A 26,965-nucleotide genomic window follows, 5' to 3' on the forward strand; every position below is an offset into this window, starting at 1 on the left:
TCAAGTCTAATTTTAAAAATTATATCCGCGAAAACCTCTGCGGATTTTGCGTCTTTGCGGTAAAAAAATAGATCAAATGATCAACTTGCACCTCTGGTGCTCCAAACAGGTTTAATTGCTCAAAGCCTCGGAGAGGCATTTTGATTGTAGAAAATTGAAGTGAGAATAAACAAGAGCTTCGGAGAAGCGATTTGAAATGAAATTGGACTCCATTGCTAAAAAAAGCTCACAGGGACGCAGCGAAGCAGAGTTTTTAATCTCCCGCAAAGGATAAAAGAAGCAAAGAATATATGAAGCTATGTTCCTATGTTCCCTCTGTGATTTTTTAAATTACTCAGGGAGGCAGGAAAAGTTATTGGTTATTAATGCCGCCCCCTATTCCAAAGGCAGAATCGTTTTCCTAGTTCTAAGCTTGACTCTATTAGAATCAAAAGTAAGTAGGAGAAAAAATGCCTTTGCGTACTCTGCACCTCTGCGGTAAAAGATTATCTCGCAGCGACGCAGAATCGCAGAAATCAAGCCTTTTTCTTGATTTATTTATTCTATAACCAACTACACTGTTCTTAATTTTTTAACTTTACTTCATGACCGAATCTCAAAAACACTTTTTGCAATTAGCTATAGAACTAGCTCAAAACGGGATGGAAGCTGGACATGGCGGCCCCTTTGGTTGTGTGATCGTCAAAGACGGAAAAATCATAGGAAAAGGCTCAAACAGCGTTCTTAAAAACAATGACCCAACAGCCCACGCAGAAGTAGTCGCTATTCGGGATGCCTGCAAAAACCTCCAACATTTTCAACTCGAAGGCTGTGAAGTCTATACTTCCTGCGAACCTTGTCCCATGTGCTTGGGAGCTATATTCTGGGCCAGGCCGAGTAAAGTTTTTTATGCCTGCACCAAAGAAGACGCAGCAGATGCCGGTTTTGATGATGATTTTATCTATGAGGAAATCAAGATAGATCCTACGCAACGCAAAATCCCCATGCTCAACGGAATGCGGAAAGAATCCCAAAAAGTCTTCGAGCTTTGGAAGAAGAAAGAGGACAAGGAGGTGTATTAGAGATTTGAGACGAGAGATAGAGGATAGAATTTAGAAGCAAGAGACTAGAAGCAAGCAAAAACCCGATCCTTTCAGACCGGGTTTTTCAGATTTCTTACTTTATACTTCTGCCTTTATCTTCTTCCCATTCCAGGCATCATTCTACTCATAGCAGCTTTGGCTCCACCCATTTTATTCATTTGCTTCATCAACTTCCGCATATCTGCAAATTGCTTCATCAAATTATTCACTTCTGTAATCGATCTACCAGAACCGTCAGCGATTCGCTTTCTTCTGCTTCCATCAATTACATCCGGGTTTTCTCTTTCTAAAGGCGTCATACTGCGAATGATCGCTTCGATCGGCTTAAATGAATCATCATCTATATCCAATCCCTTCATCGCCTTACCCATTCCAGGAATCATCCCCATCAAGTCCTTGATATTTCCCATTTTCTTCACCTGCTCCAACTGAGATAGGAAGTCATCAAAATTGAAGTTGTTCTGACGGATTTTAGCATTGATCCGCTTGGCTTCATCCTCATCAAAAGACTGCTGAGCACGCTCCACCAAGGAGATCACATCACCCATACCCAGAATTCGCTGGGCCATACGATCCGGATGGAACACATCCAGATTCTCCATTTTTTCACCAGTGGAAATAAACTTGATGGGCTTATTAACTACATGACGGATGGAAATAGCAGCACCACCGCGGGTATCACCGTCTAATTTGGTTAATACCACCCCGTCAAAATCGAGACGCTCATCAAATGTCTTGGCAGTATTCACAGCATCCTGACCTGTCATGGAATCTACCACAAACAAGGTCTCAGATGGTTTCAAGGCATTTTTCAAAGCCTCGATTTCATTCATCATCTGCTCATCCACTGCCAAGCGACCTGCGGTATCAACGATCACCGTCTTTTTCCCGCTCTTCTTCGCATAGGCAATCGCATTATTGGCGATTTCCAGTGCATTTTTATTCTCAGGCTCGGCATAAACTTCCACACCGATTTGCTCACCTAATACTTTCAACTGATCGATCGCAGCAGGACGATAAATATCGCAGGCAACTAACAAGACCTGACGGCCCTGCTTTTTCAAATAGCTTCCCAGTTTTCCGGTAAAGGTTGTTTTACCAGAACCCTGCAAACCGGAAATCAAAACAACCGCAGGCTCACCGCTGAGTTTGATATCTGTCTTGGTACCGCCCATCAATTTGGTCAGCTCCTCTTGGGTGATCTTCACCAATAATTGCCCCGGAGATACAGAGATCAACACATCCCGCCCCAAGGCTTCAGTCTTGATGGTATCGGTGACTTCCTTCGCTACTTTATAGTTAACGTCAGCATCGATTAGGGCTCTTCTGATTTCCTTAACCGTGGTTGCAACGTTGATTTCGGTGATTTTTCCGGTTCCTTTCAGGGTTTTGAAAGCCCGGTCTAGTTTCAAACTTAAATTATCAAACATGTGGTTATTCCGCTATTTGCTGCAAAAGTACTAATTTTCACGCCCGAACGAAAGCCTAAAAGACGCTAATCCATCCACTTTTCAGTTCTTCTTTGCCTTTTAATTCCTAATTTGCATGCTTTCTGTTTCATATACGAAAATCAATTCATGCAGCTGAATTTTCAAAAACAAATCCTCCCGCATCTAATAGGTGTTGGGGTGTTCTACTTACTGATCGTTTTTTACTTTTCTCCATTGGTTTTCGATGGAAAAGTCATCTTTCAAAGCGACATACTTCAATGGGAAGGTTCTGCCAAGGAAGTATTGGATTATAGAGCGGAGACTGGCGAGCAGGCACTTTGGACCAATTCCATGTTTGGAGGTATGCCGGCTTATTTTATCAGTTTGGAATTTCCCGGCGACATCACCAACGCACTGGTATCTGTTTTGACTTTAGGACTTCCTCACCCTATAAACGGGCTATTTTTCGGGATGCTGGGCATGTATATCTTATTGTTGAGTTTTCGTGTCCGACCCATATTCGCCATTGCGGGAGCTATCGCTTTTTCATTTAATACCTACAATCTACTTTCACTCGAAGCAGGACATAATGCTAAAATATGGGCTGTATGCCTAATTCCGCTGATTCTTGCAGGTATTCATTTGGCTTTTGAAAAGAAGCATGTTTTGGGCGCAGCTTTATTGGCTGTTGGCCTTTTGCTACAACTTAAATTCAATCACCTTCAAATCACTTATTACACCTTAATCGTCTCTGTGATTTATGTTTTAGTGAGGCTTGTTTTTGATTGGAAAAAAGAAGGAATCGCTCCTATTGCAAAAGCGATTGGATATTTAGCTATTGGAGCCATTTTAGCAGTTGGTGGGAATTTGGGAAGACTGGCAACGGCCTTGGAATACAGTCCTTACTCAACCCGCGGAAAAGCGACTTTGGAAACGGAGTCTGCCGGATTGGATAAGGATTATGCATTCAACTGGTCTAATGGTAAACTGGAAACACTCACTCTTTTGGTTCCTGATTTTTACGGTGGCGGAAGTCAAACTCCCCTTCCCAAAAATTCAGAGGCTGAAAAGGCCTTACGAAGTAATGGAGTTGACCCTACGCAAATCAATGGGTTTATTAAATCTGCTCCAACCTATTGGGGCGATCAGCCATTTACGGGAGGTCCTATCTATGGAGGAGTGATATTGGTATTTTTGGCAATTCTAGGTTTTTGGGCTGCTCCAAAGGAAAGCTTGATCGCTTTCGGAGTCATCATCATTTTTTCACTGATGCTTAGCTGGGGCAAGAATCTAGCTTGGTTTAATTACCTCCTATTTGATGTACTTCCGGGATACAATAAGTTTAGAGCTGTGTCCATGGCATTGGGAATGACGCTTTTTGCCATTCCTGTTTTGGGAATGATTTCTTTGGAAAGGTTGGTTCAAAAAGGTGACTTGAAACCCTTGTACCTATCGGGTGCCATTGTAGGAGGCCTGGTATTGCTTTTGGCAATAGCCTCAGGTGCATTTTTCCGTTTTGAAGGAGCGGTAGATTCAAGCTTACCGGATTGGTTAGCTTCAGCTTTGCAAAAAGACCGAAAGGCCATGCTCTCTGCATCTGCCTGGAAAAGCTTTGGCTTGATTGCAGCTGCTTTTGCCTTGGTTTATTTCAGAATTAAAGGAAAAATATCGGACATGATTCTGGGAGCAGCTTTGATTCTATTAGTCAGCATAGATTTGTGGAGTATCAATAGAAGGTATTTAAATGAAGAATCCTTTCAGGGAAATCCATCCAGACAGTTTTTCGCTGAAACTCCTGCAGAAAAGGAAATCACTTCGGATCCTGGATACTTCAGAGTTTTGAGTCTAACAGAGTCTTTGACCCAAGGAGCAAGAACAAGCTATAGGTTATATAGCTTAGGCGGGTACCACGGTGCTAAATTGAGACGTTATCAGGATTTGATTGATTATCAATTGCAGGATGAAATTCAGGCCTTTGTTGGAAAAGCTCAGGAGGGTAATTTTGATTGGGAAAGCATTGGAGTTATCAACATGCTCAATACCAAATACCTGATAGCTGGCCAGGAGGCTAATGCTGTTTTCCAAAACCCTGAAGCAAACGGTCCTGCCTGGGTACCACTTCAAGTTTCATCTGTTTCAAGTAATGAAGAAGAAATAAAGGAAATTGGGGAGATTGACACCAAAACCCAAGCTACTCTGAATACTAGTGAGTTTGGATCTGTTGGTGCAGGAGTAGGACAAATAACTTTGACCTCTCAAAGCCCCAACGAACTCCGGTATCAAGCGGAAATGGATCAAGGAGGATTGATTGTATTCTCCGAAATCTATTATCCAGAAGGCTGGATCGCTACCATAGATGGAAAGGAAACTCCTATCCTGCGAACCAATTATTTACTGAGGGGGTTGGATGTTCCTCAGGGCAGTCATGAAATAGTCTTTACCTTTGCACCGAGTAGCTATCTTTCCACAAAAACTCCAATGATCATTTTCCAGTACCTGATTTTGGTAGCTTTGATCGGTGGAGTAGTGATGACATTCAAAGAGAAAAATGGAAGATCCTAAAGATAAAGTAGTCAGTTTTTACGACCAGTTTTCCGAAAAGCAGGAGAAAACCGGAATCAATTCCCGGCATCTAAGCATTTTGGATAAGGTGGTAATGGCTGGCTTGAAATCACATCACCGAGTTCTGGAAGTTGGTTGTGGGATCGGAACAGTATCTTATTTACTGGCCAATTTGGTCAAGGACGGAGAAGTTTTGGCTGTAGATATTTCCCCGGAAAGTATTGAAAAAGCCAAGGCTTTATGGAAAGATCAAAGCAACCTGAAGTTTGAAGTATCTGATATGTCTGACTTTCATAAAGTCGGAGAAAGCTTTGATTTCATCGTATTCCCAGATGTATTGGAACATATCCCAGTGGACCAGCATCAAAGGCTTTTTCAGACCATACAACAACACGCTAACCAAGACTCTGTAGTTTTTATACATATTCCCTCCCCGCGTTATCTTCAGTGGATGATTGAAAATGAACCGGAGAAACTACAGGTTATCGATCAGCCTTTAGACTCGGGAGATCTGATCAAAAGTCTCACAGCAAATGGTTTCTATTTGGAGAAAATGGAAACATACTCCGTTTTCTACGAAGAAAAAGACTATCAATATTTCGTTTTCAAGGCTACCAAACCTTTGGAAAGATCAACTCCCCGCAGCAAGTGGGAAGTATTAAAAGAAAGAATCAGCATTCGCCTGAAATACGGCATAATCAAGTAAGAAATGAAAATCACAGAAAACGCAGTGGTAGGATTAACCTACGAACTAAAAGTTAGCAAAGTAGAAGATGATATAGAATCCGTGCCATTCAGCGTGGAAGTGAGAGATGAAGAAGATCCATTCTACTTCCTTTTTGGACAAAGTGGACTTCCGGAAAAGTTTGAAGAATTATTAGCCGGTAAAAAAGAAGGTGATGATTTTAACTTCAGCCTAACAACAGAAGAAGCTTATGGAGAGCCTGATGACGAATTGTTGATCACTCTTCCCAAAGAGCAATTTTCTAAAGAAAGAGGCTTTACTGAGGAAATGATCAAAGAAGGAGAGTTTTTACCCTTGATGGATGAAAACGGTTATTCCATGCAGGCAAAGGTTCTCAAGGATTTAGGCGAGAATTTATTATTGGACTTTAATCATCCATTGGTAGGTTTTGATCTGCACTTCGAAGGCAGCGTGATCGAGGTGAGAGAAGCTACAGAAGATGAGCTTTCTCATGGACATGTTCATGGAGAGCATGGAGAACATGAGGAAGGGTGAAAGCTAAATTCAGACTAAATTTTGAAAGCTGAAAAATAGGCAATTGGCAGTACCGAAATTTGATTTGGAAGTATTTGCTCAAAACCCTCCAAGGGATATTTAACCTTTGGAGGGTTTTTATTTTTTCAAAATCATCACCTTCTCTTCATCCCAAAGCAAATACACACGATCGCCGACCTGGTATTTTCTGGCAGGATCATCCACCTCCCAGATATCTCCACCATTTTTTAATTGGATTCGAAGAGAATTGTAATGAACCAGAAAACGAGAGTCTATCACATGGCCCAACAAACCTCCCTTAGTCCTCAATTTGACTTCATTGGGCCTTAAATAATTATTGATCCTGTCTGGAATCAAATTGATTGGAGAGAAAAGGCGGGCCACATATCTCGTCTTCGGATGCTCACAAAGTTCTCGAGAATTACCCTGTTGTATGATTTTACCTTTCTGAAGAATGATCAGGTTATCAGTTAATCTAAGCGCATCATCCAAATCATGGGTCACGAAAATCACCGAGGAATTCATTTCCTTCAAGGATTTACCCAAATCTGCTATTAATTGATGCTTTTGAATGGTGTCTAAAGAGGAAAATGGTTCATCTAACAATAAGACCTCAGGTTCAATGGCCAAAGCAGATGCTATAGCTACTTTTTGTTGCTGTCCCCCTGAAAGTTGTCTGGGTAGTCTTTCTCTGAATTCTTCCAACCCGAACTGTCGGAGCAAGGTTTCAAGCCTGCTTTTCGCATAAGCTTTATCATAATGCAAAAGAGGCCGGAGTATATTTTCCTCAACCGAACTATTAGGATATAAGTGATAATCCTGATGGATCAACTTGACTTCATCATATCCAGCAACCAGCTTTTTCTTAGGGTTGAGAATTTTTTCACCATTTAATAATACTTCTCCCTCATCCTCAGTCTCCAAACCAGCCATAATTCTTAGAAGTGTTGATTTTCCAGAACCACTTTCACCTACTATCGAAATGAAATCTCCCTTTTCCATCTGCAATGAAAAATCCTTCAAAGCGGGGATAGATTGGTAAGATTTATTGAGATTGGAAACTGAAAAAAATGTCATGGCAGGATTTCGGCTTGTAACTTTTTTGGTAAGGAGGCAAATATCAACTCATAAGATTGGTCAGCCAAATCTAAAATCAATTGATCGGGAACGTCACCTAAAACAGACACAGAATTCCACAGCTTTTTATTCATATGGTATCCCGGAGTAATTCCAGAAAAGCGTTCTCTTAGCTCAATAGCTTGTTCAGGATCACATTTTAAGTTGATAAAATCAAACTGCTCGATATCCGTTATCGCAAAAATCTTCCCTCCCACTCGAAAGCAAAGCGTGTTGGCATCGAAGGGAGTATCTTCTGATACACCCGGTTTGGCAAGGCAATATTCTCTGAAATAGGCTAAAGTCAATGATTTTTTTTTATGGATATCCGCTTTCTTACCAATATTGACAAAAATATGGCTTATTGTCTGCTGAAAGGATCAGAATCCGGAAGCTTCCGTCTTCGGTCATCAGTCTTCCAGCCTGTCAAGCAAGGAAAATAAGGCAACTGGAATGATTGCGGATAATCAGATTTTTTTTCCAATTTACCTTTTCAGTGCTTATCTCAGGAAAAATTCTTTGAAATTTTTCAATATTCCCTCCACCACTCTTCCCAGTGAGTTTCCTCCACGCTTCTCAACTCCCCTATTTGAGGGATCACAAAATCCATTTGCCGGCTTTTTGCAGTTGCAGTGAAAATTTCCACTGGCTCTTTCCAATGATGAGGAGCTAAAGTAAATCCCGCCCAGTGCACAGGCATAATCTTTTTTGCAAAAGCATCTTGGGCAGCAAAAACTGATTCATCCGGAAATAAGTGAATTTGTCTCCAATGTTCATTGTATTGCCCACATTCCATAAATGCGAAGTCAAAACCACCAAAATGCTCTCCGATTTTCTGAAAGTGCTGACCATAGCCTCCATCTCCACTAAACCAGATGGATTCTGCTGCAGTCTGAAAAGCCCATCCTCCCCAAAGACACTTTGCTCTGTCCGTGAGTCCCCGGCCTGAAAAGTGTCGTGTTGGGGTAAAAGTAACTTTCACACCTCCCAGCTCCTGCTCCTCCCACCAATCAAACTCGGTGATCAAGGCTGAATCCACTCCCCAACTGACCAGATGCCTTTTCAATCCCAAAGCCACAAAATAACGCTTGGTTTTATTTTTCAGCTTCTTAATACTTTCAAAATCCAAGTGATCATAATGATCATGAGTCATCAACAAGAGATCAATCTCAGGAAAATCATCGATCAGATCCAGGCTATCTTTCGAAAATCGTTGGGTAGTAATTGGTCCGATGGGAGATGCATCTGGCCCAAGCATAGGATCGATCAAAATATTGAATCCATTAAGCTTCATGAATATTGCAGAATGCCCATACCAGGCATACTTCATTTTCTCAGAGCTATCCATTAGTTTCTGATGATCAAAACTTCTGATAGGCAGTGGCTTATTAGGTGTTCTATCAGAACGACCACTTAATTGCTGGTACAGGATTTTAGGAAAGTCTTTCAGGCTAATACTCATACTGGTATCCTGTAAATTCTGAAATTTACCATCGCTCCAGTTAGGTGATTGCTGATATCTATTTTTGAGTGAATCTGTCACTCTTCCTCCAAATTGACGAAAAGGCATAGCTTAATTCAAGTTTCTAAATTCCAGAGGCGACATTCCAGTCTTACTCTTAAAAAGTTTGGTAAAATGCTGAGGATACTCAAATCCCAGTTGATAGGCAATCTGAGATACCGCTTCTTTGGTTCCCAAAAGTGAATTCTTCGCCCTTTCAATTAGAATATGATGAATATATTCCTGTGCATTTCTTCCACTTTCTTTTCTTAACAAATCACTCAAATACCTGGATGACATATTCATTTTTTCACCTAAGTATTTGACCGTAGGAAGCCCCTTCTCTCCGGGCATTTCTGAATCAAAGTATTCACGAAGGATTTTTTCAAATCGACTAACCAAATCCTGATTGAGGTTGGTTCGGGAGTAAAATTGCCTGTCATAATATCGCAGACAATACCCCAATAGCAATTCAATATTCGTCAGAATCAAATTTTGACTGTGCCTATCGATAGGTTGCTTTAATTCAAGTTCAATTTTTTCGATCAGCTCTGATAATGACTTTTTCTCCCCATCTGACACATGCAGAGCTTCATTCGTCTCGTAATCAAAAAAACCGTATGTATGGATACTTTCCCCCAAATCACTTTTTCTTATCAAGTCTGGATGAAATAAGAGCAGCCAACCTTCGGAGCTTGGGTTCATCTCCTTATTTCCAGCAGTGAGTACTTGGCCAGCTTTGATGAAAGCTAAAGTGCCTTCCCTGAAGTCATAAGAACTTCTTCCATATCCCAATTCGCAATCCATTCCTTCCTTTTGCCAGATTTGGAATAAATCTATCCTGATTTTCATTCCTTCTTGAATCTGGTCTAGCTGAATATCTTTTTGCCTGACCACAGAAACCAAGGGATGAAGCGGTTTGGGTAAGCCAAGAACCTGATGGGCTTTTGATATGGAATCTATGATAAAAACCTCTTTCACCCTTTTACTAAATTATGATCAATCATCACCTGAAATGAATCCACCATTGTTTCCTCCAGCGATCTATAGCTCACTTGAAGTTCTCGGATACTTTTAGAATTATCTGCTTTCCAGGCTACGTTTACGTTCTTTTTTACAAAATCTCTGGTAATCATTTTATTGACAAAAGGTCCGACCAGCATCAATAACCATTTGGGTAGCGCTTTTTTTGGAACGGGATATTTATCCCCAAAATGCTTGTGGAGAATTTTTGCGGCTTCCAGCATATTGGTATTGTGTGCAGAGATAATATTTCTACCATTTGCCTCAGGAAGCAAACCTGCATTCAAATGTGCTTCTGCCAAGTCCCGAACATCTACGATCCCCAAACCTAAATTTGGAACCCCCATTTTCATAGTGCCGTCACCCAACTGTTTTAAGATGGTATAACTCTCTGAAGTCGCCGTTTCCGGATTTACTGCCGGTCCTAGTACCAAACATGGATTCACCACCACCAAATCCCATTGAGACTGGGATTTAGCAATTTTCCATGCCTCTTTTTCTGCCAAAGTCTTGGAATAGGAATAAGGCTGATAATCCAAAGAGGCAGTAGTATTCCATATTTCCTCAGTCAACATTCCTTTCGGTGTCTGAGCTACTTCGCTGGCATCGGTATAAATAGCTGCGCAACTGCTGGTCACTACCACTCTTTTTACCGAGGCTGTTCGATTGGCTTGCTCCAATACATTTCTTGTCCCATTTACGGCCGGATCGATCAAGTCTTTTTGAGGGTCTTTATAATTGGAGGTAAAGGGAGAAGCGGTATGGAAAACCAATTCGCAATCCTTCATAGCGTCCTCATAGCTTCCTTCATCCAATAAATCAGATTTAAAAAACAGGATTTTCCCTGGTGTATCCTTTGCCAAATCCCTCAAATGATTGGTTTTTTTTGCATTTTCAGGATCCCTTACAGCCGCATGGACGGTCATTCCTTTTTCAAGAAGCTTTTTAACAATCCACCCGGCAACAAAACCCGTTGCTCCTGTAACTAAAACTGGTTTGGATAAATCTATTGAAGTCATGATTTTTCGATTTTGATAGAGTACAAAGGTCTAACAAGCAAAACCCAAAAAAGTATACAAATTGCTGAAAGACTTAAACAAATTGCATGAATCTCACAATATCGCATTATTCATATTCACTAATTAAATCAATTAAACCTATCCTTAAAGGCTTCAAATTGACATTTTGATTCTGATTTGAAAACCTTAAAACCAAATCAACTTTTATAAATTCCTTCTATATTTTTTTGTAACCGATCTGAGAAGGGATTATAAAAAGTAATTTTTGATTCTTTAGGCACTTTAATTTTCAAAGGATTTTCATTTACCTAATAAACCCTTAAATTGAAGGAGTTAGCATCAAATCACCGTCCATGACCATTGGCCTTTTAAAAGAACCCGAGGGAGAACATCGGGTTGCCTTATTACCTGAAAGTGTAAAAAGCCTTATTTCCTTAGAAGTAAATGTGTGGGTGGAAAGCCAAGCTGGAAACCATGCTTTCGTTTCTGACACTGATTTTGAAAAATCAGGTGCAAAAATCTCCCAAAGGGAAGAAGTACTAAAAGCCGATTTGATCCTGGGAATCAATCCACCTACCTCTACAGAATTAGAAACTCTGAAAGCTGAACAAGTCCTTGTTTGTGTATTTCAGCCTCTTTCAAATAAAGATTTGGTGGAAAGATTTTTAAAATTGGGCATCACGAGCTTCTCCATGGACAATGTTCCTAGAACTACCCGGGCACAGGCGATGGATATTCTTTCTTCCATGGCGACAGTGGCTGGATACAAGGCTGTTCTGATGGCTGCATCTCATTCTCCACGATTCTTCCCCATGTTTATGACCGCTGCTGGAAGCATCATCCCTTCCAAAGTTTTGGTTTTAGGTGCCGGGGTGGCAGGACTGCAAGCAATTGCTACGGCGAGACGCTTGGGTGCAGTTGTGGAAGCTTTCGATGTGCGTGCAGCTGCTGAAGAGGAAGTGAAGAGTTTGGGAGCCAAATTCATCAAAGTAGAAGGCGCCAAAGATGAAGCCACGGCGGGAGGATATGCGGTAGAACAAAGTGAGGAGTACAAAGCCAAGCAACAGGCATTGATTCAAGAGCATGCTAAGAAATCGAATATCATCATTTGTACTGCCCAGATACCCGGAAGAAAAGCTCCGCTATTGATCACCAAAGAAACTGTTGCCGAAATGGTTCCTGGATCAGTCATCATAGACTTAGCTGCATCCTCTGGAGGAAACTGCGAGCTTACCCAAGACAATCAAACCATCAATTCCAATGGAGTCAGTATCATTGGAAATTCCAATTTACCAAGCACCATGCCTTTGGATGCCAGTAAAATGTATGGAAAAAATATGGTCAATTTCCTCAAACTGATAATCGGAGAGTTTGGCGCTTTAAACCTGAATTGGGATGATGATATTGTTTTCAACACCTGTGTCACTCACCAAGGAAGTATACAAAGCGAACGCGTAAAATCAATCCTTTTCCCCAGCAATCCAGTCTAGACTATGGAAGAATTATTAAGCCTTTTTTATGAAAACAGGGAATTCATATTCCTGATCATCGTCTCGGTATTTCTGGGAATTGAAGTGATATCGAATGTTCCCGCGGTTCTTCATACTCCCTTGATGTCTGGCGCCAATGCGATTCATGGGGTCGTAATCATCGGCTCTATTATCATCATGCTCCAAGCAGATCCCAGCAACTACTATGCATTAATTCTGGGCTTTTTAGCTGTTATTCTAGGTACGCTGAATGTGGTGGGTGGATTTGTGGTCACCAACAGAATGCTCGAAATGTTTAAGAAAAAATCCAAGTAATATGATGACAGATTTACTAGGACTCAGCATTTTGGAGCTTTGCTATATAGGCGCTTCTATTACGTTTATTTTGGGCTTGAAAATGCTCTCCAGCCCGGACAAGGCAAGAAAAGGGAATTTAATTGCCGGTTATGGAATGGGTTTGGCAATAATAGCAACCATACTTTTTAAAGAAGAACTAACTGCCGATAAATGGCTCAACTACACCCTTATCCTAGCTGGACTAATTATAGGGACTGTCATTGGCACCCGCATGGCGCTCAAAGTAAAAATGACTGCCATGCCCCAGATGGTTTCTTTTTTCAATGGTATGGGAGGGGCATGTGCTGCAGTCATTTCTCTTGTTGAATTCGATCATTTACGACATGGCCAGGAAACAGAATCAGGGATGCTCTTGGTAATTCTCTTGGGCTTGATTATTGGTTCGGTGTCCTTCTCTGGCTCTATAGTAGCTTATGGGAAATTAGAGGGAAAAATCGGAGATAAAGCGCTTCCTGCAGGCCAATTCATCAATATTGCCCTGTTGATTTTACTATTTGGATTAGCTACATGGATGGTTGTGGTAGGATGCTCAGAAATGAGTTTCATCTATGCCTTGTTGTTTGCCTCTCTGCTTTACGGAGTTCTTTTTGTGATGCCAATTGGAGGTGCTGATATGCCGGTAGTCATTTCCTTGCTAAACAGCTTCACTGGAATGGCCGCTGCATTTGGAGGCTTTTTGTATGGGAATCAAGCCATGCTGACAGGAGGGATTTTGGTAGGTTCTGCAGGGACTATCCTAACTGTACTCATGTGTACCGCTATGAATCGATCCTTGACCAACGTGATAATCGGATCTTTTGGAGGTGGAAGTAACAGCTCTTCCGGAAAAGAAGGAAGTCAGGAAACTGTCAAAGAAATATCCGTCACTGATGCCGCAATTTTGCTTGCTTATGCCAATAAAGTAAGCGTAGTACCCGGGTACGGTTTGGCTGTGGCACAAGCTCAGCACACTGTTCATAATCTGGAGAAAATTCTAGAAGAAAAGGGAGTTGAACTGACCTATGCGATTCATCCTGTAGCAGGAAGAATGCCTGGACATATGAATGTATTGTTGGCAGAAGCTGATGTTCCCTATCCCAAACTTTTGGAAATGGAAGATGCCAATGATTCTATGAATAGTGTCGATGTGGTTTTGGTCATTGGCGCCAATGATGTTGTCAATCCAGCTGCAGAAAATGATCCGAATAGCCCTATTTTCGGTATGCCAATTATCAAGGTTTGGAATGCCAAAAATGTGATCGTATTAAAAAGGTCAATGGGCAAGGGATATGCTGGCATCGAGAACGAACTGTTTTTCCATCCGAAAAACAGGATGCTATTCGGAGATGCAAAAGATTCTCTCGAGAAATTGATAGCTGAGGTAAAAAACCTATAAATCTATTTCTTCCAGGCTTTGATCAAACCGGGAAGCATCACCAAAGCGATAATCATCAAACCAAAAGTTTCTCTTGCTTCCTCCATTTGGGGAGTTTTCATGCTGAGATTCTTTTGCTCTAGTTCCTGAACAATCCAATCACTCACCGATTCCGGCCAAAAATATACGGCTCCTACCAAGCAGGCAACCACTAATACAGTCAGGGGAATTTTTGGGAAAATACCCCGAAAACCAAAGAGGCAAAAGATGATAGCTACTACATAAGTGCTTACCCAGACTTCGGGATCAGGGTCATTGAATTGCCAATAAGCAAAAAGAGCAAATAATACTGCCCAAGTCGCGTAAAATATTTTCGTGATATTCATAGAATTTGGGAAAGATAAACTAGGCTACATCCACACAACCAGAAAATCCTCCTGCCGCGACTTTATAGCCTCTATAATCCACCATTACTTCTTTAACCGTGGTAAACCCATAAATAGTCTGGGATTTCATGAGGTTAAAAAATTCTTTCTCCTGCTCGATTTCAAAATTAGCCATGGCCATCAAAATCTCCTCCCGTTCTCCCTGCTCCTTTTTCAGAAAGTTGGTTTTATCCAAAGCCTCTAGCTGATTTCTCAAGAGCTGATGGGTGTCTTCTTCATAGCAATATTCAAATAGACGAAGTAAGAATTTATCCGTACCTGTGCTCAAAGCGCCGATGGGCTTTGCTTCAGGAGAAGGGGTTTTAGCTGGAAGTCCTTCCGGAATAATGGTATCCGCTATGGCTGAAATCAATTTTTCCTCTTTCCAGGTAAAGAATCCTTTATGGGTTAATTGGTCTACCAACTCCCATTTCCAATCAGCAATTGCCAATCCTGCGATTCCAAGTCCTGAGGCCCCCAGGATTTTTAGAGATTTTCTTCTGTTCATAGCATTAAGGATAGATTTTCAAGTTAGGTTTTTTACAAATCCATTCAAAAATGAGGCTTGATAATTCCACCAATGGCAAGAAAAAACTCCGACCTTGGGCCGGAGTTGATTATTATCTGATTTTTTATTTTCTGTAATCCAACGGAGCTGTTCTATCTCCAACCAAAGCATCGTATTTAAACCCTTCTCCTTGTCTTCTTTTCAGCTCAGCCTGTGCTTCTGCAGTTACTTTTGGATTTTTGAATATATCTGAAGCTGTTAAAGCCAAGGTCTTTGCGGCGATCATCATACCTTTTTGACCAATGCTTGTCCCACCAGCAGCTACAGCCTGCCAAGTATGGGCAGAGGTACCTGGCACCCAAGTAGCAACATTCAATCCGGCCGTAGGTACCAACCAACTCACATCACCCACATCAGTAGAACCTCCAGAACCTTTCTCATTTACCTCAAATGGAGCAATTTTTTGGGCATCCTCTGGAGAGGTAATTACTCCGGAAGGAAAGGTCTTAATAATGTCCTGAGCAAATTTTGTCTCTTCCGGGCTGTACTTCAAACCACCTACCATTTGAAGGTTTTTATACATAATTCTGGACAAGGTTTCATTAGGGAGAAGATTGTAAACTCCATTGATCACCTCATACTCCATTTTAGTCTGTGTGCCTTGTGCTGCACCTTCTGCGGCTGCTACCATTTTAGCAAAGATCTCCTTAACCACTCTTGCATCCGGGTGTCTTACATAGTGATAGGATTCAGCAAAGGCTGGAACCACATTTGGAGCTTCACCTCCACGGGTGATTACATAGTGCATCCTTGTTTCTTGAGGTACATGTTCACGTAAAAGATTAACCATGAAATTCATCGCTTCCACTCCGTCTAAGGCAGACTTTCCTCTATCAGGAGCTGCAGCAGCATGGGACGCTTCACCGTAGAATCTAAATTTGGTAGAAATATTGGCCAAAGATGAACTGGCAGAAGCATCATTTTTGGAACCTGGATGCCAGTGCAACATCGCGTCTACATCCTCCATTAGCCCTGCTCTTGCCATGTACACTTTTCCTCCACCACCTTCTTCAGCCGGTGTTCCATATACACGAATAGTTCCAGTGATTTTATTCTGTTGCATCCAGTCTTTTACGGCAATTCCTGCAGCAACTGAGGCAGTGCCAAAAAGATGGTGGCCGCAGGCATGACCGGCTCCGCCTTCCACAACAGGTTCTCTAAAAGGAACTGCCTTTTGGGAGACTCCAGGCAAAGCATCAAACTCAGCCATAATCCCTACCACTGGAGCTCCTGAGCCAAATTCCGCCACAAATGCAGTGGGAATGTCAGCCACACCGGTTTTAACACTAAATCCAGCATCTTTTAAAGTCTTTTGCAAAAGCTCAGAGCTCTCAGTTTCCAAATATCCCAATTCAGGATTGGACCAAATTAGCTTGGAAATCGCACCATAAAATTCAGCCTTTTGATCCAGGCTATTCAAAATTGTTTTTTCCTGTGCCAAGGAAAAATTAGCCCAGAGCAAGGCAAACAATAGAATGTATGTCTTTCTTTTAGATATCATAAATTTAGTTTTGATTAATTGGTAAGGTTAGTCGAAAATACGGCTGAAATACAGCTCAGGCAAAGATTTTTACAGGAAAAAATAGAATCTGCATTTAAGCAGCTTGATCAATTCTTTGAAAAATTCTATTTAATTATTCCTATAGTTATTCATTTACAGAAACATTGATTTTATACCCGAAAATTTCCATCTAATTTTTATTATTTGTACTTTTCTGATAACCAAACCTTTACGCACTATGAATAAATTATTTAAAGTCCTAGGCTGGATGTTAGGGGCAATTGTTTTACTTCTTATTTGTGTTTTCGCCTACCTCAACATTGTTTTTCCCAAGGTATCTCCTGCAGAAGATTTGAAAATTGAGTACACCGCTGACCGAATCGAAAGAGGAGCTTATCTCGCAAATCATGTAGCCGTCTGTATGGACTGCCACTCTCAACGGGATTTCTCATTGTTTTCGGGCCCTCCTGCCCCCGGAACGCTTGGCAAAGGAGGAGACAGATTTGATCACGGGATGGGTTTCCCAGGTGTATTTTACGCTAAAAACATCACTCCATTTGGAATTTCAGACTACTCGGACGGAGAACTTTATAGACTCATAACTACTGGAGTTACCAATGATGGCAGAGCTATGTTCCCGCTCATGCCATATAAGTATTATGGAAAAATGGATCCTGAAGATATTTATGACATCATTGCCTATATACGTTCCTTACCAAGTGTAGAAAGTGAAGTTCCTGATTCCAAAGCAGATTTTCCAGTAAGTCTAATCCTCAACACCTTACCAAAAGATCCCGAGCCAATGAAAAAACCAAACCCGGCTGATCAGGTGGCTTATGGAAAATACCTTGTGAATGCTTCAGGCTGTATAGAATGTCATACTCAAGCAGACCCTCAAGGGATGATTATTCAAGAAGTGGCCTTTGAAGGGGGTAGAGATTTCCCTTTTCCTGATGGGTCAAAGGTAACCTCATCCAATATTACTCCTGACCCTGAAACAGGGATCGGAAATTGGGATGAAGCAACATTTGTTCAAAGATTTAAACAATACACTGATTCAGCTTATGTGATTCCTCAAGTTCCCCAGGGAGAATTTAACACCATTATGCCTTGGACTATGTATGCCGGAATGACAGAACAAGACCTGAAAGCGATTTATGCTTATCTGAGAACACTCGAACCCAAACGGAATCAGGTAATTCGCTTTACAGCCTCCGCCAACTAAGCTCAAGCCCTGAAGAAATTCAGGGTTTTCTTTTGCAATGTGACCCTAATCACAAAACCCAAAGACTTTTTCGATGTATTTTGGAATCTAAATGGGAAAACTGACCCTTTCCAAAAATCTCTTGTTCAGAGATTTTCTATACCATTAACCCAGAATTAGCCATGAAAGCAAGTAGAAGAAAATTCCTTTCCCAACTGGGAGCAATCGGTACGGGAACAGGCCTTCTTAGTCTTGGTGGTCTTCCTGCTGAAGCCGAAGCTAAAGAAAAAGACAAAAAATCCTTCACCATCAGTATTTTTCAAACTACAGATGTGCATTGCCAAATCCATCCACATGATGAGTTATTCTGGGAAAATGATCAAGCTGTCTATCGAAAAACGGGAGGATATGCCCATCTCAAAACATTTCTGGAAAAGGAGAAAGCAAAAGCTGAACACAGCTTTGTCATCGATACGGGAGATATGTTTCAAGGCTCCGAGCTATCTGTAAGAACAACGGGTGAAGCGATGGTCCCTCTCCTCAACGAAATGGGTTATGACCTATACCTTCCCGGAAATTGGGAGGTGATTTATTACAAAAAAGCCATGCAGCACTTATTGGGTTCGCTTCATGCTCCAAAAATCTGCGCCAATATGTATCATGACTTGGGTGAGGGAACAAAAGGCGAGCTGATCTTTCCTCCTTACCATATCTGGACAGTAAATGGTGTCAAAATAGGTTTCTTGGGATACACGGATCATTTGGTTCCTATTCGACAATCACCAAATTACAGCAAAGGGATTATCTACACCAAGCCCGAAGAAAATCTTGCCCACTATGTGGATGTGCTCCGGAATCAGGAAAAATGTGCTTTTGTTGCAATCATTGCCCATTTAGGTCTTTCACAACAAATTCACTTAGCTAATATTCCGGCTTGTGAGGGTGTAGATTATATATTAGGTGGAGATACCCATGAAAGAGTAAGAAAACCTATTCAATCAAAATATGCCAAAGTGGTAGAGCCCGGCGCTTTCGGTTCTTTTGTTGGCAAGCTGGAATTAAAAATAGAGGATGGGAAGGTAGTTTCTGATCACTATGAACTACTTGAGGTCTCAGCAACGGAAAATAAAGCTGACCCAAAAATCTCCCAACTCATCCAAAATAATGAAGGCCCTTTTCAGGAGGATATTTTTGAAATTGCCGGATATAGTACTCTTCCGCTCTACCGATACTTTGTCATAGAAAACCCAATAGATACTATGATTTTGGATGCCGTGAGCTGGCAGGTTCCAGAGGTAGATATTGTCCTTTCGAATGGTTTCAGGTTTTGCCCTCCCAAAACGACTCCTGACCAAACTGGGAATATCCCCATCACAAACGGATACATTTTCGATATGCTGCCCGTGGATTCCATGATTCGTACCGGTAAAGTAACTGGACAACAAATTCAGGAATGGTTGGAAAAGGAGTTGAATAATGTGTTTGCAAAAGACGCCTCCAAACGATTTGGAGGATGGGTCATCAAATTCAGAGGAATGGAAATCGAATTTTTGGCTTTTGGGGATGAAGGTCAGCGGGTTCAGAAGGCATTGATTCATGGAAAACCAATTGATCCTGATAGAGTGTATAGCATTTGTGCCTGTGAAAGAGATGGAGACCCTGATGATATGCTTTGCCGATTCAAAGGTGTCATGGAAACAGAAAACACTGCCTATACTTTGCATCAGGCGATGAAAAATTATCTGGCAGCCAATTCGCCGGTAAGTCCTACCCCTCCCAAATCTGCTGTGGCACTCGATGCACCTCCTACTCTACTTACCCAGGTTTACGGCGTAGACTATCAGTTTAAATAAATAAGTTGCTTTTTCACCCAATAGCTAACCGAGAGGTTAGCTTTTTTTGTTTTACGAACAAGCTTGTACAACTGACCTTAACCATCTAATTTCCCGATTAAAATCTTCTCTATGCGCATTGATCATTCATTTGGTAGTTTTTTACTTTTTATAGTATTTCTGAGTTCATGCAACTCGGTTCACCAAGAGTCCGGCTGGGACAGTTCACAGATTCAAATAGCAAGAGACGATTTTGGAGTTCCCCATATTTTTGGGAAAACCGATGCAGATGTTGCTTATGGCTTGGCCTGGGCTCATGCGGAAGATGATTTTGAAACAATTCAAAAAACCATGCTTGCAGGCAAAGCCTTGGTAGGAAGAGTTTATGGAGAAGAGGGGGCAGCTGTAGATTTTTTTGTTCAGCTTTTAGAAACCCAAAAAATAGCTAAAGAGAAATACGAAAGTTCCTTTTCAGCCGAGTTTAAAAAAGTCTTGGAAGGCTATGCTGCTGGCATCAACGATTATGCATTGCAGCATCCAAAAGAAATGCTTTACAGTCGTGCCTTTCCGGTGAGCACAGAAGATATCGCTTCAGCATATATTTTGTCATTGGCCCAAATGTCGGGGGCTGACAGAGCTGTTCAAGCTACATTTAGCGGTGAGGTGACGGTACTTCCTCCTGATCCAAATCCCAAAGGTTCGAATGCAATTGCGATTCATTCCGATAGAACGGAATCAGGAGAAAGCTTTTTGGCTATCAACTCACATCAACCGCTAGAAGGACCAGTCGCGTGGTATGAGGCACATTTGCATTCTGAGGAAGGCTGGAATATGCTAGGAGGTTTATTTCCAGGGGGAGCTATGATTTTCCATGGAGTCAATGAGAATTTGGGATGGGCGCATACTGTCAACTTTCCGGATCTTCTGGACTTGTACCAATTGCAAAGCAATCCCGAAGATCCTGATCAATATTATGTCGATGGAGAATGGCTGGAACTGGAAGAAAAGACCATTTGGCTTAAAGTAAAATTATGGGATTGGCTCACGATTCCTGTCCCTAAAACCATCTGGAATAGTATATATGGCCCAACCTTAGTCACTGATCAAGGAGCTTTTTCCATTCGATTGGGCGCCTTAGATAGAATCGGCGCACCGGAGCAATGGTGGAGAATGAATAAAGCTAAAAACTTTACAGAATGGAAATCCGCTATGGAAAGAATGGATTTAACCAGCTTCAATACAGTCTATGCGGATAAGTTTGATACCATTTTTTATGTCAGTAATGGACTGTTGCCTATTAGAAAGCCTGGGTATGATTATACCGGAACAGTACCTGGTAATACAAGAGAAACTCTCTGGACCGCATACCACGACTTTAAGGACTTACCCCAGCAAGTAAATCCCAAATCAGGATACCTCTATAATACGAATCATTCTCCTTTCAAGGCGTCTTCTTTTTCGGATAACCTAAACCAAAATGATTTTCCCTCTGAGATGAATTTTTCCAAAAGAGATAATAACCGCTCACTGAGATTTAGGGAAATCATGCCGGATTCCGGAAAAATCTCTTGGGAACAATTTGAACAAATAAAATTCGATCAAAAACTACCTAGTCAACTTGCATTTAGAACTAATATGCAGGCTCTGTTTTCATTGGATAGCGCTGAGTTTTCTGACATTACTCCTCAAATCCAAGTGTTAAAAAACTGGGATAAATCTGCCGGAGTGAAAAGTGAGGGAGCTGCACTTTTTGCTTTTGTATATTATTACTGGTGGGATCAATTTGACAAAATGAAAAGGCCTTTTGAAACTACGCTTACAAAAGAAGAAGCAGCAGAAGGTATTCGGGCTGCCAAAGCGCATTTCAAGGAGCATTTTGGAAAAGAATTGGTCGGTTTGGGCGAATACCAAAAGCTAGTAAGAGGAGATAAAGTGCTTCCACTTTGGGGTCTGGATGATGTAATTGCCGCCATGCGATCTCAGAACTGGGAAAATGGAATGCGGAAAGGTGTGCAAGGAGAATCCTATATCATGATGGTCAAGTTTGGAGAAGGCTTACCAAAAATAGAAACCATCAATGTATTTGGAGCCAGTAATCGTCCTGAAAGTCCGCACTATGCAGATCAAATGGAGCGATTTTTAGCAAGGGAATTAAAGCCTATGACACTAGACAAGGAAGAAGTCTTGAAAAATGCTCGGGAGATTTACAATCCCGGAAAAAGACAAAACCCTTAAACCAGCTTCAAATCATAATTTCTGAATGCATCCAAAACCGGGTCGGTGGGATGAAGTTCCGTGACTAAGGTGTGAACAGCTGTCAGATCACAGGTCTTGTATTTTTGCACAGTGTGTAATTTATCGGAGACAGAAAGTATGATTGTCTTCTTGGCAGCACGAATCATGGCCTGTTTCACTTGAATCACCTCCCAGTCAAACTCTGTCAACCCATGCTCTGCATCCAGATAGCCTGTTCCCAAAATACAAAGATCTACTTTTAGTTGATTTAGTGAATTTACAACAGTTCCTCCCACAGCGAATTTAGCCTCATGCAAGAGCTTTCCTCCCAGAAAAATCACCTCAACTTCCGGTAATTCCAACAATTGCATAGCCACATGTAGGCTTGGAGTAAATACAGTGAGGGGTAATCTCCGGGGAATCATTTTGGCAACTTCCATATTGGTCGTCCCTCCACTCATCAGAATCACCTGACCTTCGGAGAGCAGAGAAACAGTTTTTTCAGCAATCCGGATTTTTTTGGAAAGAAGGTAAATATTACCATCATCCTTGCTGAAGTTCATAAAACCAAAAGAAGTCGCTCCTCCATGGACTTTTTTAAGTTTCTTTTCTTTTGCCAGCTCTTTTACATCTCGTCTAACCGTATCAATTGACACATTAAGCGAATCAGAAAGGTCTGTCAGCAAAACTCTATGATGTAAATGAACCTGGTCTAGGATATACTTTTGTCTTTCTTCTTTTAGCATGGAATCGGTGATAAAAACGTAAGCTACTAAAAACAGCAAAAACTTGCAAAAGGATAAAGGTGCTCGTTAGTGCTTGCAAAAAATTGCGCCTAATCATTCCCAAACCTGCAATATTCTAGGTAGTTTAGCTGTTGAAAAGACCCCAGCCTGCTATGAACCTGAACTTGAAAAAATACAGCTTCAACACAATTTTTCTTTCTTTCATTGCTCTGCTTTTTTCAGCTTGCAGCCCTCAGGCTACTTTTAGAATAATAGAAAAGCCAATCACCTGGAATGAGACAAGAGAGCAACTCTCACTTCAATACTTAAGAGAAAGACATGGCCTGGATAAAGAACAAGCCACCACCAGCCCTCAAATGGTGGTTGTTCACTGGACGGCAATTGATAATATAGAGGTCACTTTTGACGTTTTCGATTCACCAACTTTGGGAGGTAGAGAAGATTTGACGAGTGCCAGTAATCTCAATGTCAGTAGCCAGTTTTTGATTGATAGGGATGGCACCATCTTTAGACTTCTTCCTGACACCACCTTTGCAAGGCATACGATAGGGCTTAATTATTGCGCAATAGGCATTGAAAATGTGGGAGGGCCTGAAGCACCCCTTACTAAAGCTCAATTGAAAGCCAACGAGAATCTAATCAGGTACCTTAGAAAAAAATATCCTTTGGAATATGTCATCGGTCATAATGAATATCAACTTTTCCAGGAAACAGAATTATGGAAAGAAGCAGACCCTGACTACAGAACTGTCAAAACAGACCCCGGGGATAGTTTTATTAAAAAACTTCGAAAAAACCTTAGTGATCTAAACCTCAAACCCATCCCTACTTCCTATTAATTCTATGCTTAGAAGCACCTCTTCATCCCTGTTTTTTATTTGTTTTTTGCTGATTTGCTTTTCTGCCTGTAAAACTCAGAAAAAAGTGGCCACCCCGAATAATGGTTCAAAACGGGCTGAAATACCTCAATCTGAGTCTCCAAAACAAACCCTTCCAGTAAAGGAGCTTCCCAAAGCACCTGTAACCCTGCAACCTTTGAGTTATCGCTTACCGGAAATGCCCAGGGAATTTCGGGGTGTCTGGATTGCCACTGTCGCAAATATTGACTGGCCCATTTCTTCCGTTGATTCCTGGGAAAAACAAAAGCGGGATTTTATTGGCCTCTTGGACTATTATAAAGATCTGAACTTCAATGCTGTAATCGTTCAGGTTAGGACTGCAGGCGACTCTTTTTATCCAAGCAACTATGCACCTTGGTCAAAATACCTGACTGGAAAGCAAGGTAAGGCTCCCGCTACCAGCGAAAATCCTTTGACATGGATGATCAAAGAAGCTCATGATAGAGGTTTGGAATTTCATGCATGGTTAAACCCATACCGAGCGACCATGGACCTGAAGACTGAGGAACTCAGCCCGGAACATGACTTTAACCAAAATAGAAACTGGATGCTGAAATACGGTACCAAGTGGTACTATGATCCAGGACTTCCGGAAGTGAAAGAGCATTTGCTTAAAATCATCAAAGAGGTCGTGGATAATTACGATATCGATGCCATTCATTTTGATGACTATTTCTACCCTTACAGAGAAGGGAAGTTGGAGTTTCCAGATAAGGCCTCGTATGATAAATACAAAAAATCAGGTCAGTCTCGGGATGATTGGAGAAGGCAGAATGTCAATGAACTGATCTTTGCACTCAACCAAACTATCAAAAGCAGTAAGCCTTGGGTTCAATTCGGTATTTCTCCTTTTGGAGTATGGAGAAATCAAAGTAAAGACCCAAAGGGCTCTCCTACTCAAGCCGGCCAAACGAACTATGATGATCTCTTTGCAGATGTACTGCTTTGGATGAAAAATAAGTGGATTGACTACTTGATTCCACAACTTTATTGGAGCATGAATCATCGATTGGCTTCCCATCGAACCTTAGCAGACTGGTGGTCCAATAATAGTTTTGGCATTCCAATTTATATCGGACATGGACCTTATAAAATCCGCGAAGATTCGGATGAGGCATGGAAAAATCCAGCTGAGATCAATACACAAGTGAATTATGCCAGAACCTTACCTCAGGTACATGGAAGCGCCTTTTTCTCTGCAAAATCCATTTATCAGAAGAATCAAGACATCGCCAAACTGTTGAAGAATGAGGTTTATGATAAACCTACACTCCCACCATCCTTCGAACCTAAGCAAAAAGCGATTATAGAAATTCCGGTTGTTTTGGATGTCAAATCAAACCTGAATAAAACTCAAATCAGCTTAGAGAAACCACTGGATCCCGCCATTCGATATGCCATGGTACAGGGAGGAAATGATTTGGCTAGCCTACATGATGCAGTGATTCATACAGCATGGGTGGGTGGCTCTAGAGCAAGATTCTTGGAAGTGGCCAGCTTAAATACTGAGTATTTGGCGATTCGATGGATTGATCTTTATGGAAGAATAGTACAAACCCAAGTATTTCAAACACCCAAATTATCACGCCCATGAAAGATATGCTTGTCAGGTTAATTGGCTTACCGGATATTCTGGAGCTTCAGAAAAACTTGGAATCCAAGGAGAAAATCACTTTCAGAAGGGCAATTGCTCCTGAAAAGCATCTGGTAAGCGAATGGGTAATGCAAGAATTCGGCGCTTATTGGAAATCAGAAGTTGAGGTAGCCTTTAGCAGACAGCCGGTCTCCTGTTGGATTGCTCAGCGGGGAAATCAACTCTTGGGATTTGCCTGCTACGAGAGTACAGCAAGAAATTTTTTCGGACCAACGGGTACTTTAGAATCTGAGCGAGGAAAAGGAATCGGTAAAGTATTATTGATCAAAGCGCTCGAATCCCTTCGGGAAATGGGCTATGCTTATGCCATCATTGGAGGAGTAGGGCCTGCGGAATTTTATGAGAAAGCAGTAAATGCCAAGGTAATTGAAGGCTCTGATGTCAGTGTTTATGAAAGATTATTAAGAAAATCATGAGTCAAACCAAACCCAATTACCCATGGCTGTGGGTACCATCCCTTTACCTGACAGAATCGATCCCTTATGTCATTATTATTACTGTATCTGTGGTAATGTATAAAAGCTTGGGGATCTCCAATGCGGATATTGGGCTTTATACCTCCTTTCTTTACCTGCCTTGGGTCATCAAACCAATTTGGAGCCCAGTTTTGGAATTGGTGGGAAATAAGAAAAAATGGTTTCTCAGCATGCAATTGGTGCTGGCTTTGGTCTTTTTAGGAGTTGGGTTGACAACGGGACTCAATCAGTTCTTCACGATAACCTTGGCCTTTTTCTGGATGGGAGCTTTTGCTTCAGCTACGAATGATATAGCTTCTGATGGCATGTATTTGATCGCCCTGAAACCCGATCAGCAAAGTTTCTTTGTGGGATTGAGAAGTACATTTTATCGTGTAGGGATGATCACCGGACAGGGTTTGATTGTCATTATAGCAGGCAATTTGGAAGAAAGCTTGGGTGATCCCACCAAAGCCTGGTCATGGACCATGATTATTGTGGCTGGATTGATGTTGACTTTGACGCTGATCAACTTTTTCGCAACACCCAATGTGCAGGAAGTTCGGGTTAAAAGAGAAGATCAACCTAGCTTTGGAAAGGTCTTTGGGACCTTTTTTACCAAGAAAAATATCGGAATATCTCTCGCTTTCGTGCTTTTGTATAGATTGGGAGAGTCCCAATTAGTAAAGATGGCTTCCCCCTTCTTCTTGGACGAAAGGACAGCAGGAGGATTGGGATTGAGCGTAACGGATGTTGGGTATTTGTATGGTACATTGGGAGTAATTTCACTTTTGGCTGGAGGAATCATCGGAGGAATTGTTATTTCCAGAGATGGATTGGGCAAGTGGATGATGCCAATGGCTTTTGCGATCAACGCACCGAATTTGGGATATGTGCTCCTGTCTTGGCAGCAACCCGATAACTTTCTATTTCCAGCCATAGTAGTAATCATTGAGCAGTTAGGCTATGGTTTTGGGTTTGCCGCTTACATGGTCTTTCTGATTTATTTAGCTGAAGGTCTTTTCAAAACTGCCCATTATGCCCTAGCAACAGGCTTTATGGCAATGGGAATGATGTTTCCTGGGATGCTTTCAGGATATATGCAAGAATGGTTGGGCTATCCCGGCTTCTTTGTTTGGGTGGTTTTGGCTACAATTCCAAGTTTTGTGATGGCCTATGTGGCGAAGTATCCTAAGGAGTTTGGGAAAAAGTTAGAAAGCTGAAACTTCGACATTCGATGTTCAGCGTTCGATATTCGACATTTTAATAATG

General features: G+C 41.5%; 24 protein-coding genes. 14 read left to right on the top strand and 10 right to left on the bottom strand.

Annotation, left to right across the window (positions count from 1 at the left end; all coding sequences use genetic code 11):
• Positions 1 to 584: 584 nt before the first annotated feature.
• Positions 585 to 1,061 (top strand): nucleoside deaminase, encoded by a 477-nt coding sequence (locus B2906_RS10445; protein WP_286939378.1) that lies wholly within the window; start codon positions 585 to 587, stop codon positions 1,059 to 1,061.
• Positions 1,062 to 1,174: 113 nt separating this feature from the next.
• Here B2906_RS10445 and ffh read toward each other — a convergent pair whose 3' ends face one another.
• Entirely contained in the window at positions 1,175 to 2,512 is a 1,338-nt protein-coding gene (gene ffh, locus B2906_RS10450) for a signal recognition particle protein (RefSeq protein WP_286939384.1), read from the bottom strand.
• Positions 2,513 to 2,659: 147 nt separating this feature from the next.
• Here ffh and B2906_RS10455 point away from each other — a divergent pair, with 147 nt between their 5' ends.
• Genes B2906_RS10455 through B2906_RS10465 form a run of 3 tightly spaced genes read left to right on the top strand, consistent with a single transcriptional unit; the run spans position 2,660 to position 6,314 of the window.
• Positions 2,660 to 5,074, top strand: a complete 2,415-nt coding sequence (locus B2906_RS10455) for a YfhO family protein (RefSeq protein ID WP_286939386.1) — start codon at positions 2,660 to 2,662, stop codon at positions 5,072 to 5,074.
• Positions 5,061 to 5,780, top strand: coding sequence for a class I SAM-dependent methyltransferase (locus tag B2906_RS10460; RefSeq protein WP_219958032.1), 720 nt, complete (start codon positions 5,061 to 5,063; stop codon positions 5,778 to 5,780). The genes B2906_RS10455 and B2906_RS10460 overlap by 14 nt, the downstream gene beginning before the upstream one ends.
• A gap of 3 nt (positions 5,781 to 5,783) precedes the next feature.
• Positions 5,784 to 6,314 (top strand): FKBP-type peptidyl-prolyl cis-trans isomerase, encoded by a 531-nt coding sequence (locus tag B2906_RS10465; protein ID WP_091655603.1) that lies wholly within the window; start codon positions 5,784 to 5,786, stop codon positions 6,312 to 6,314.
• 117 nt (positions 6,315 to 6,431) lie between these two features.
• Here B2906_RS10465 and B2906_RS10470 read toward each other — a convergent pair whose 3' ends face one another.
• The 5 genes from B2906_RS10470 to B2906_RS10490 all read right to left on the bottom strand — a co-directional run bounded on the left by B2906_RS10470 (position 6,432) and on the right by B2906_RS10490 (position 10,973).
• Positions 6,432 to 7,391 carry an ABC transporter ATP-binding protein gene (locus B2906_RS10470; protein WP_286939393.1) on the bottom strand — a complete coding sequence of 320 codons (960 nt, stop codon included), beginning with the start codon at positions 7,389 to 7,391 and terminating at the stop codon, positions 6,432 to 6,434.
• Positions 7,388 to 7,738 (bottom strand): MmcQ/YjbR family DNA-binding protein, encoded by a 351-nt coding sequence (locus B2906_RS10475; RefSeq protein ID WP_286939396.1) that lies wholly within the window; start codon positions 7,736 to 7,738, stop codon positions 7,388 to 7,390. The genes B2906_RS10470 and B2906_RS10475 overlap by 4 nt, the downstream gene beginning before the upstream one ends.
• Positions 7,739 to 7,959: 221 nt before the next feature.
• Positions 7,960 to 9,000, bottom strand: a complete 1,041-nt coding sequence (locus B2906_RS10480; RefSeq protein ID WP_286939398.1) for an MBL fold metallo-hydrolase — start codon at positions 8,998 to 9,000, stop codon at positions 7,960 to 7,962.
• A gap of 3 nt (positions 9,001 to 9,003) precedes the next feature.
• On the bottom strand, positions 9,004 to 9,912 hold the full coding sequence (locus B2906_RS10485; protein WP_286939405.1) for a helix-turn-helix domain-containing protein: 909 nt from the start codon (positions 9,910 to 9,912) through the stop codon (positions 9,004 to 9,006).
• Positions 9,909 to 10,973 carry an NAD-dependent epimerase/dehydratase family protein gene (locus B2906_RS10490; protein ID WP_286939409.1) on the bottom strand — a complete coding sequence of 355 codons (1,065 nt, stop codon included), beginning with the start codon at positions 10,971 to 10,973 and terminating at the stop codon, positions 9,909 to 9,911. Before B2906_RS10490 ends, B2906_RS10485 begins: the two co-directional genes overlap by 4 nt.
• A 353-nt stretch (positions 10,974 to 11,326) precedes the next feature.
• Here B2906_RS10490 and B2906_RS10495 point away from each other — a divergent pair, with 353 nt between their 5' ends.
• From B2906_RS10495 to B2906_RS10505, 3 genes are read left to right on the top strand one after another with little or no spacing between them, the layout of a single operon-like run.
• A complete protein-coding gene (locus tag B2906_RS10495) occupies positions 11,327 to 12,463 on the top strand; it encodes a Re/Si-specific NAD(P)(+) transhydrogenase subunit alpha (RefSeq protein WP_219958027.1) in 1,137 nt (378 codons plus the stop codon).
• Positions 12,464 to 12,466: 3 nt separating this feature from the next.
• Positions 12,467 to 12,778: an NAD(P) transhydrogenase subunit alpha gene (locus tag B2906_RS10500; protein ID WP_219958026.1), complete on the top strand. Its 312-nt coding sequence runs from the start codon at positions 12,467 to 12,469 to the stop codon at positions 12,776 to 12,778.
• Position 12,779: 1 nt separating this feature from the next.
• Positions 12,780 to 14,195, top strand: coding sequence for an NAD(P)(+) transhydrogenase (Re/Si-specific) subunit beta (locus B2906_RS10505; RefSeq protein WP_255590482.1), 1,416 nt, complete (start codon positions 12,780 to 12,782; stop codon positions 14,193 to 14,195).
• A 2-nt stretch (positions 14,196 to 14,197) separates the two neighbouring features.
• Here the strand turns inward: B2906_RS10505 and B2906_RS10510 are convergent, their stop codons facing one another.
• The 3 genes from B2906_RS10510 to B2906_RS10520 all read right to left on the bottom strand — a co-directional run bounded on the left by B2906_RS10510 (position 14,198) and on the right by B2906_RS10520 (position 16,668).
• Entirely contained in the window at positions 14,198 to 14,560 is a 363-nt protein-coding gene (locus tag B2906_RS10510) for a transmembrane 220 family protein (protein WP_219958025.1), read from the bottom strand.
• A gap of 19 nt (positions 14,561 to 14,579) precedes the next feature.
• Complete coding sequence (locus tag B2906_RS10515; RefSeq protein WP_286939422.1) at positions 14,580 to 15,107, bottom strand: gluconate 2-dehydrogenase subunit 3 family protein; 528 nt, start codon at positions 15,105 to 15,107, stop codon at positions 14,580 to 14,582.
• A gap of 124 nt (positions 15,108 to 15,231) precedes the next feature.
• The gene (locus B2906_RS10520) at positions 15,232 to 16,668 is read right to left on the bottom strand and encodes an amidohydrolase (RefSeq protein ID WP_286939426.1); all 1,437 of its coding nucleotides are present in this window, start codon (positions 16,666 to 16,668) and stop codon (positions 15,232 to 15,234) included.
• A gap of 238 nt (positions 16,669 to 16,906) precedes the next feature.
• Here B2906_RS10520 and B2906_RS10525 point away from each other — a divergent pair, with 238 nt between their 5' ends.
• From B2906_RS10525 to B2906_RS10535, 3 genes are all read left to right on the top strand, one after another.
• Positions 16,907 to 17,893, top strand: coding sequence for a c-type cytochrome (locus B2906_RS10525; RefSeq protein WP_219958022.1), 987 nt, complete (start codon positions 16,907 to 16,909; stop codon positions 17,891 to 17,893).
• Positions 17,894 to 18,054: 161 nt separating this feature from the next.
• Positions 18,055 to 19,725: a bifunctional metallophosphatase/5'-nucleotidase gene (locus tag B2906_RS10530; RefSeq protein WP_286939431.1), complete on the top strand. Its 1,671-nt coding sequence runs from the start codon at positions 18,055 to 18,057 to the stop codon at positions 19,723 to 19,725.
• A 111-nt stretch (positions 19,726 to 19,836) separates the two neighbouring features.
• Positions 19,837 to 21,939, top strand: a complete 2,103-nt coding sequence (locus B2906_RS10535) for an acylase (protein WP_286939434.1) — start codon at positions 19,837 to 19,839, stop codon at positions 21,937 to 21,939.
• Here the strand turns inward: B2906_RS10535 and B2906_RS10540 are convergent.
• The gene (locus B2906_RS10540; protein ID WP_091654778.1) at positions 21,936 to 22,685 is read right to left on the bottom strand and encodes a DeoR/GlpR family DNA-binding transcription regulator; all 750 of its coding nucleotides are present in this window, start codon (positions 22,683 to 22,685) and stop codon (positions 21,936 to 21,938) included. The two genes, B2906_RS10535 and B2906_RS10540, sit on opposite strands and share 4 nt — an antisense overlap.
• 152 nt (positions 22,686 to 22,837) lie before the next feature.
• On the opposite strand from B2906_RS10540, the gene B2906_RS10545 reads away from it, so the two are divergent.
• The 4 genes from B2906_RS10545 to B2906_RS10560 all read left to right on the top strand — a co-directional run bounded on the left by B2906_RS10545 (position 22,838) and on the right by B2906_RS10560 (position 26,916).
• Positions 22,838 to 23,524, top strand: a complete 687-nt coding sequence (locus B2906_RS10545; protein ID WP_286939441.1) for an N-acetylmuramoyl-L-alanine amidase — start codon at positions 22,838 to 22,840, stop codon at positions 23,522 to 23,524.
• Between the two features lie 85 nt (positions 23,525 to 23,609).
• Positions 23,610 to 25,178: a glycoside hydrolase family 10 protein gene (locus tag B2906_RS10550; RefSeq protein WP_286939443.1), complete on the top strand. Its 1,569-nt coding sequence runs from the start codon at positions 23,610 to 23,612 to the stop codon at positions 25,176 to 25,178.
• A complete protein-coding gene (locus B2906_RS10555; protein ID WP_144607289.1) occupies positions 25,175 to 25,654 on the top strand; it encodes a GNAT family N-acetyltransferase in 480 nt (159 codons plus the stop codon). Before B2906_RS10550 ends, B2906_RS10555 begins: the two co-directional genes overlap by 4 nt.
• Positions 25,651 to 26,916 carry an MFS transporter gene (locus tag B2906_RS10560; protein ID WP_286939449.1) on the top strand — a complete coding sequence of 422 codons (1,266 nt, stop codon included), beginning with the start codon at positions 25,651 to 25,653 and terminating at the stop codon, positions 26,914 to 26,916. Before B2906_RS10555 ends, B2906_RS10560 begins: the two co-directional genes overlap by 4 nt.
• Positions 26,917 to 26,965 lie beyond the last annotated feature (49 nt).

The organism is Algoriphagus sp. UBA3586, assembly GCF_002376385.1.
GTDB lineage: Bacteria > Bacteroidota > Bacteroidia > Cytophagales > Cyclobacteriaceae > Algoriphagus > Algoriphagus ornithinivorans.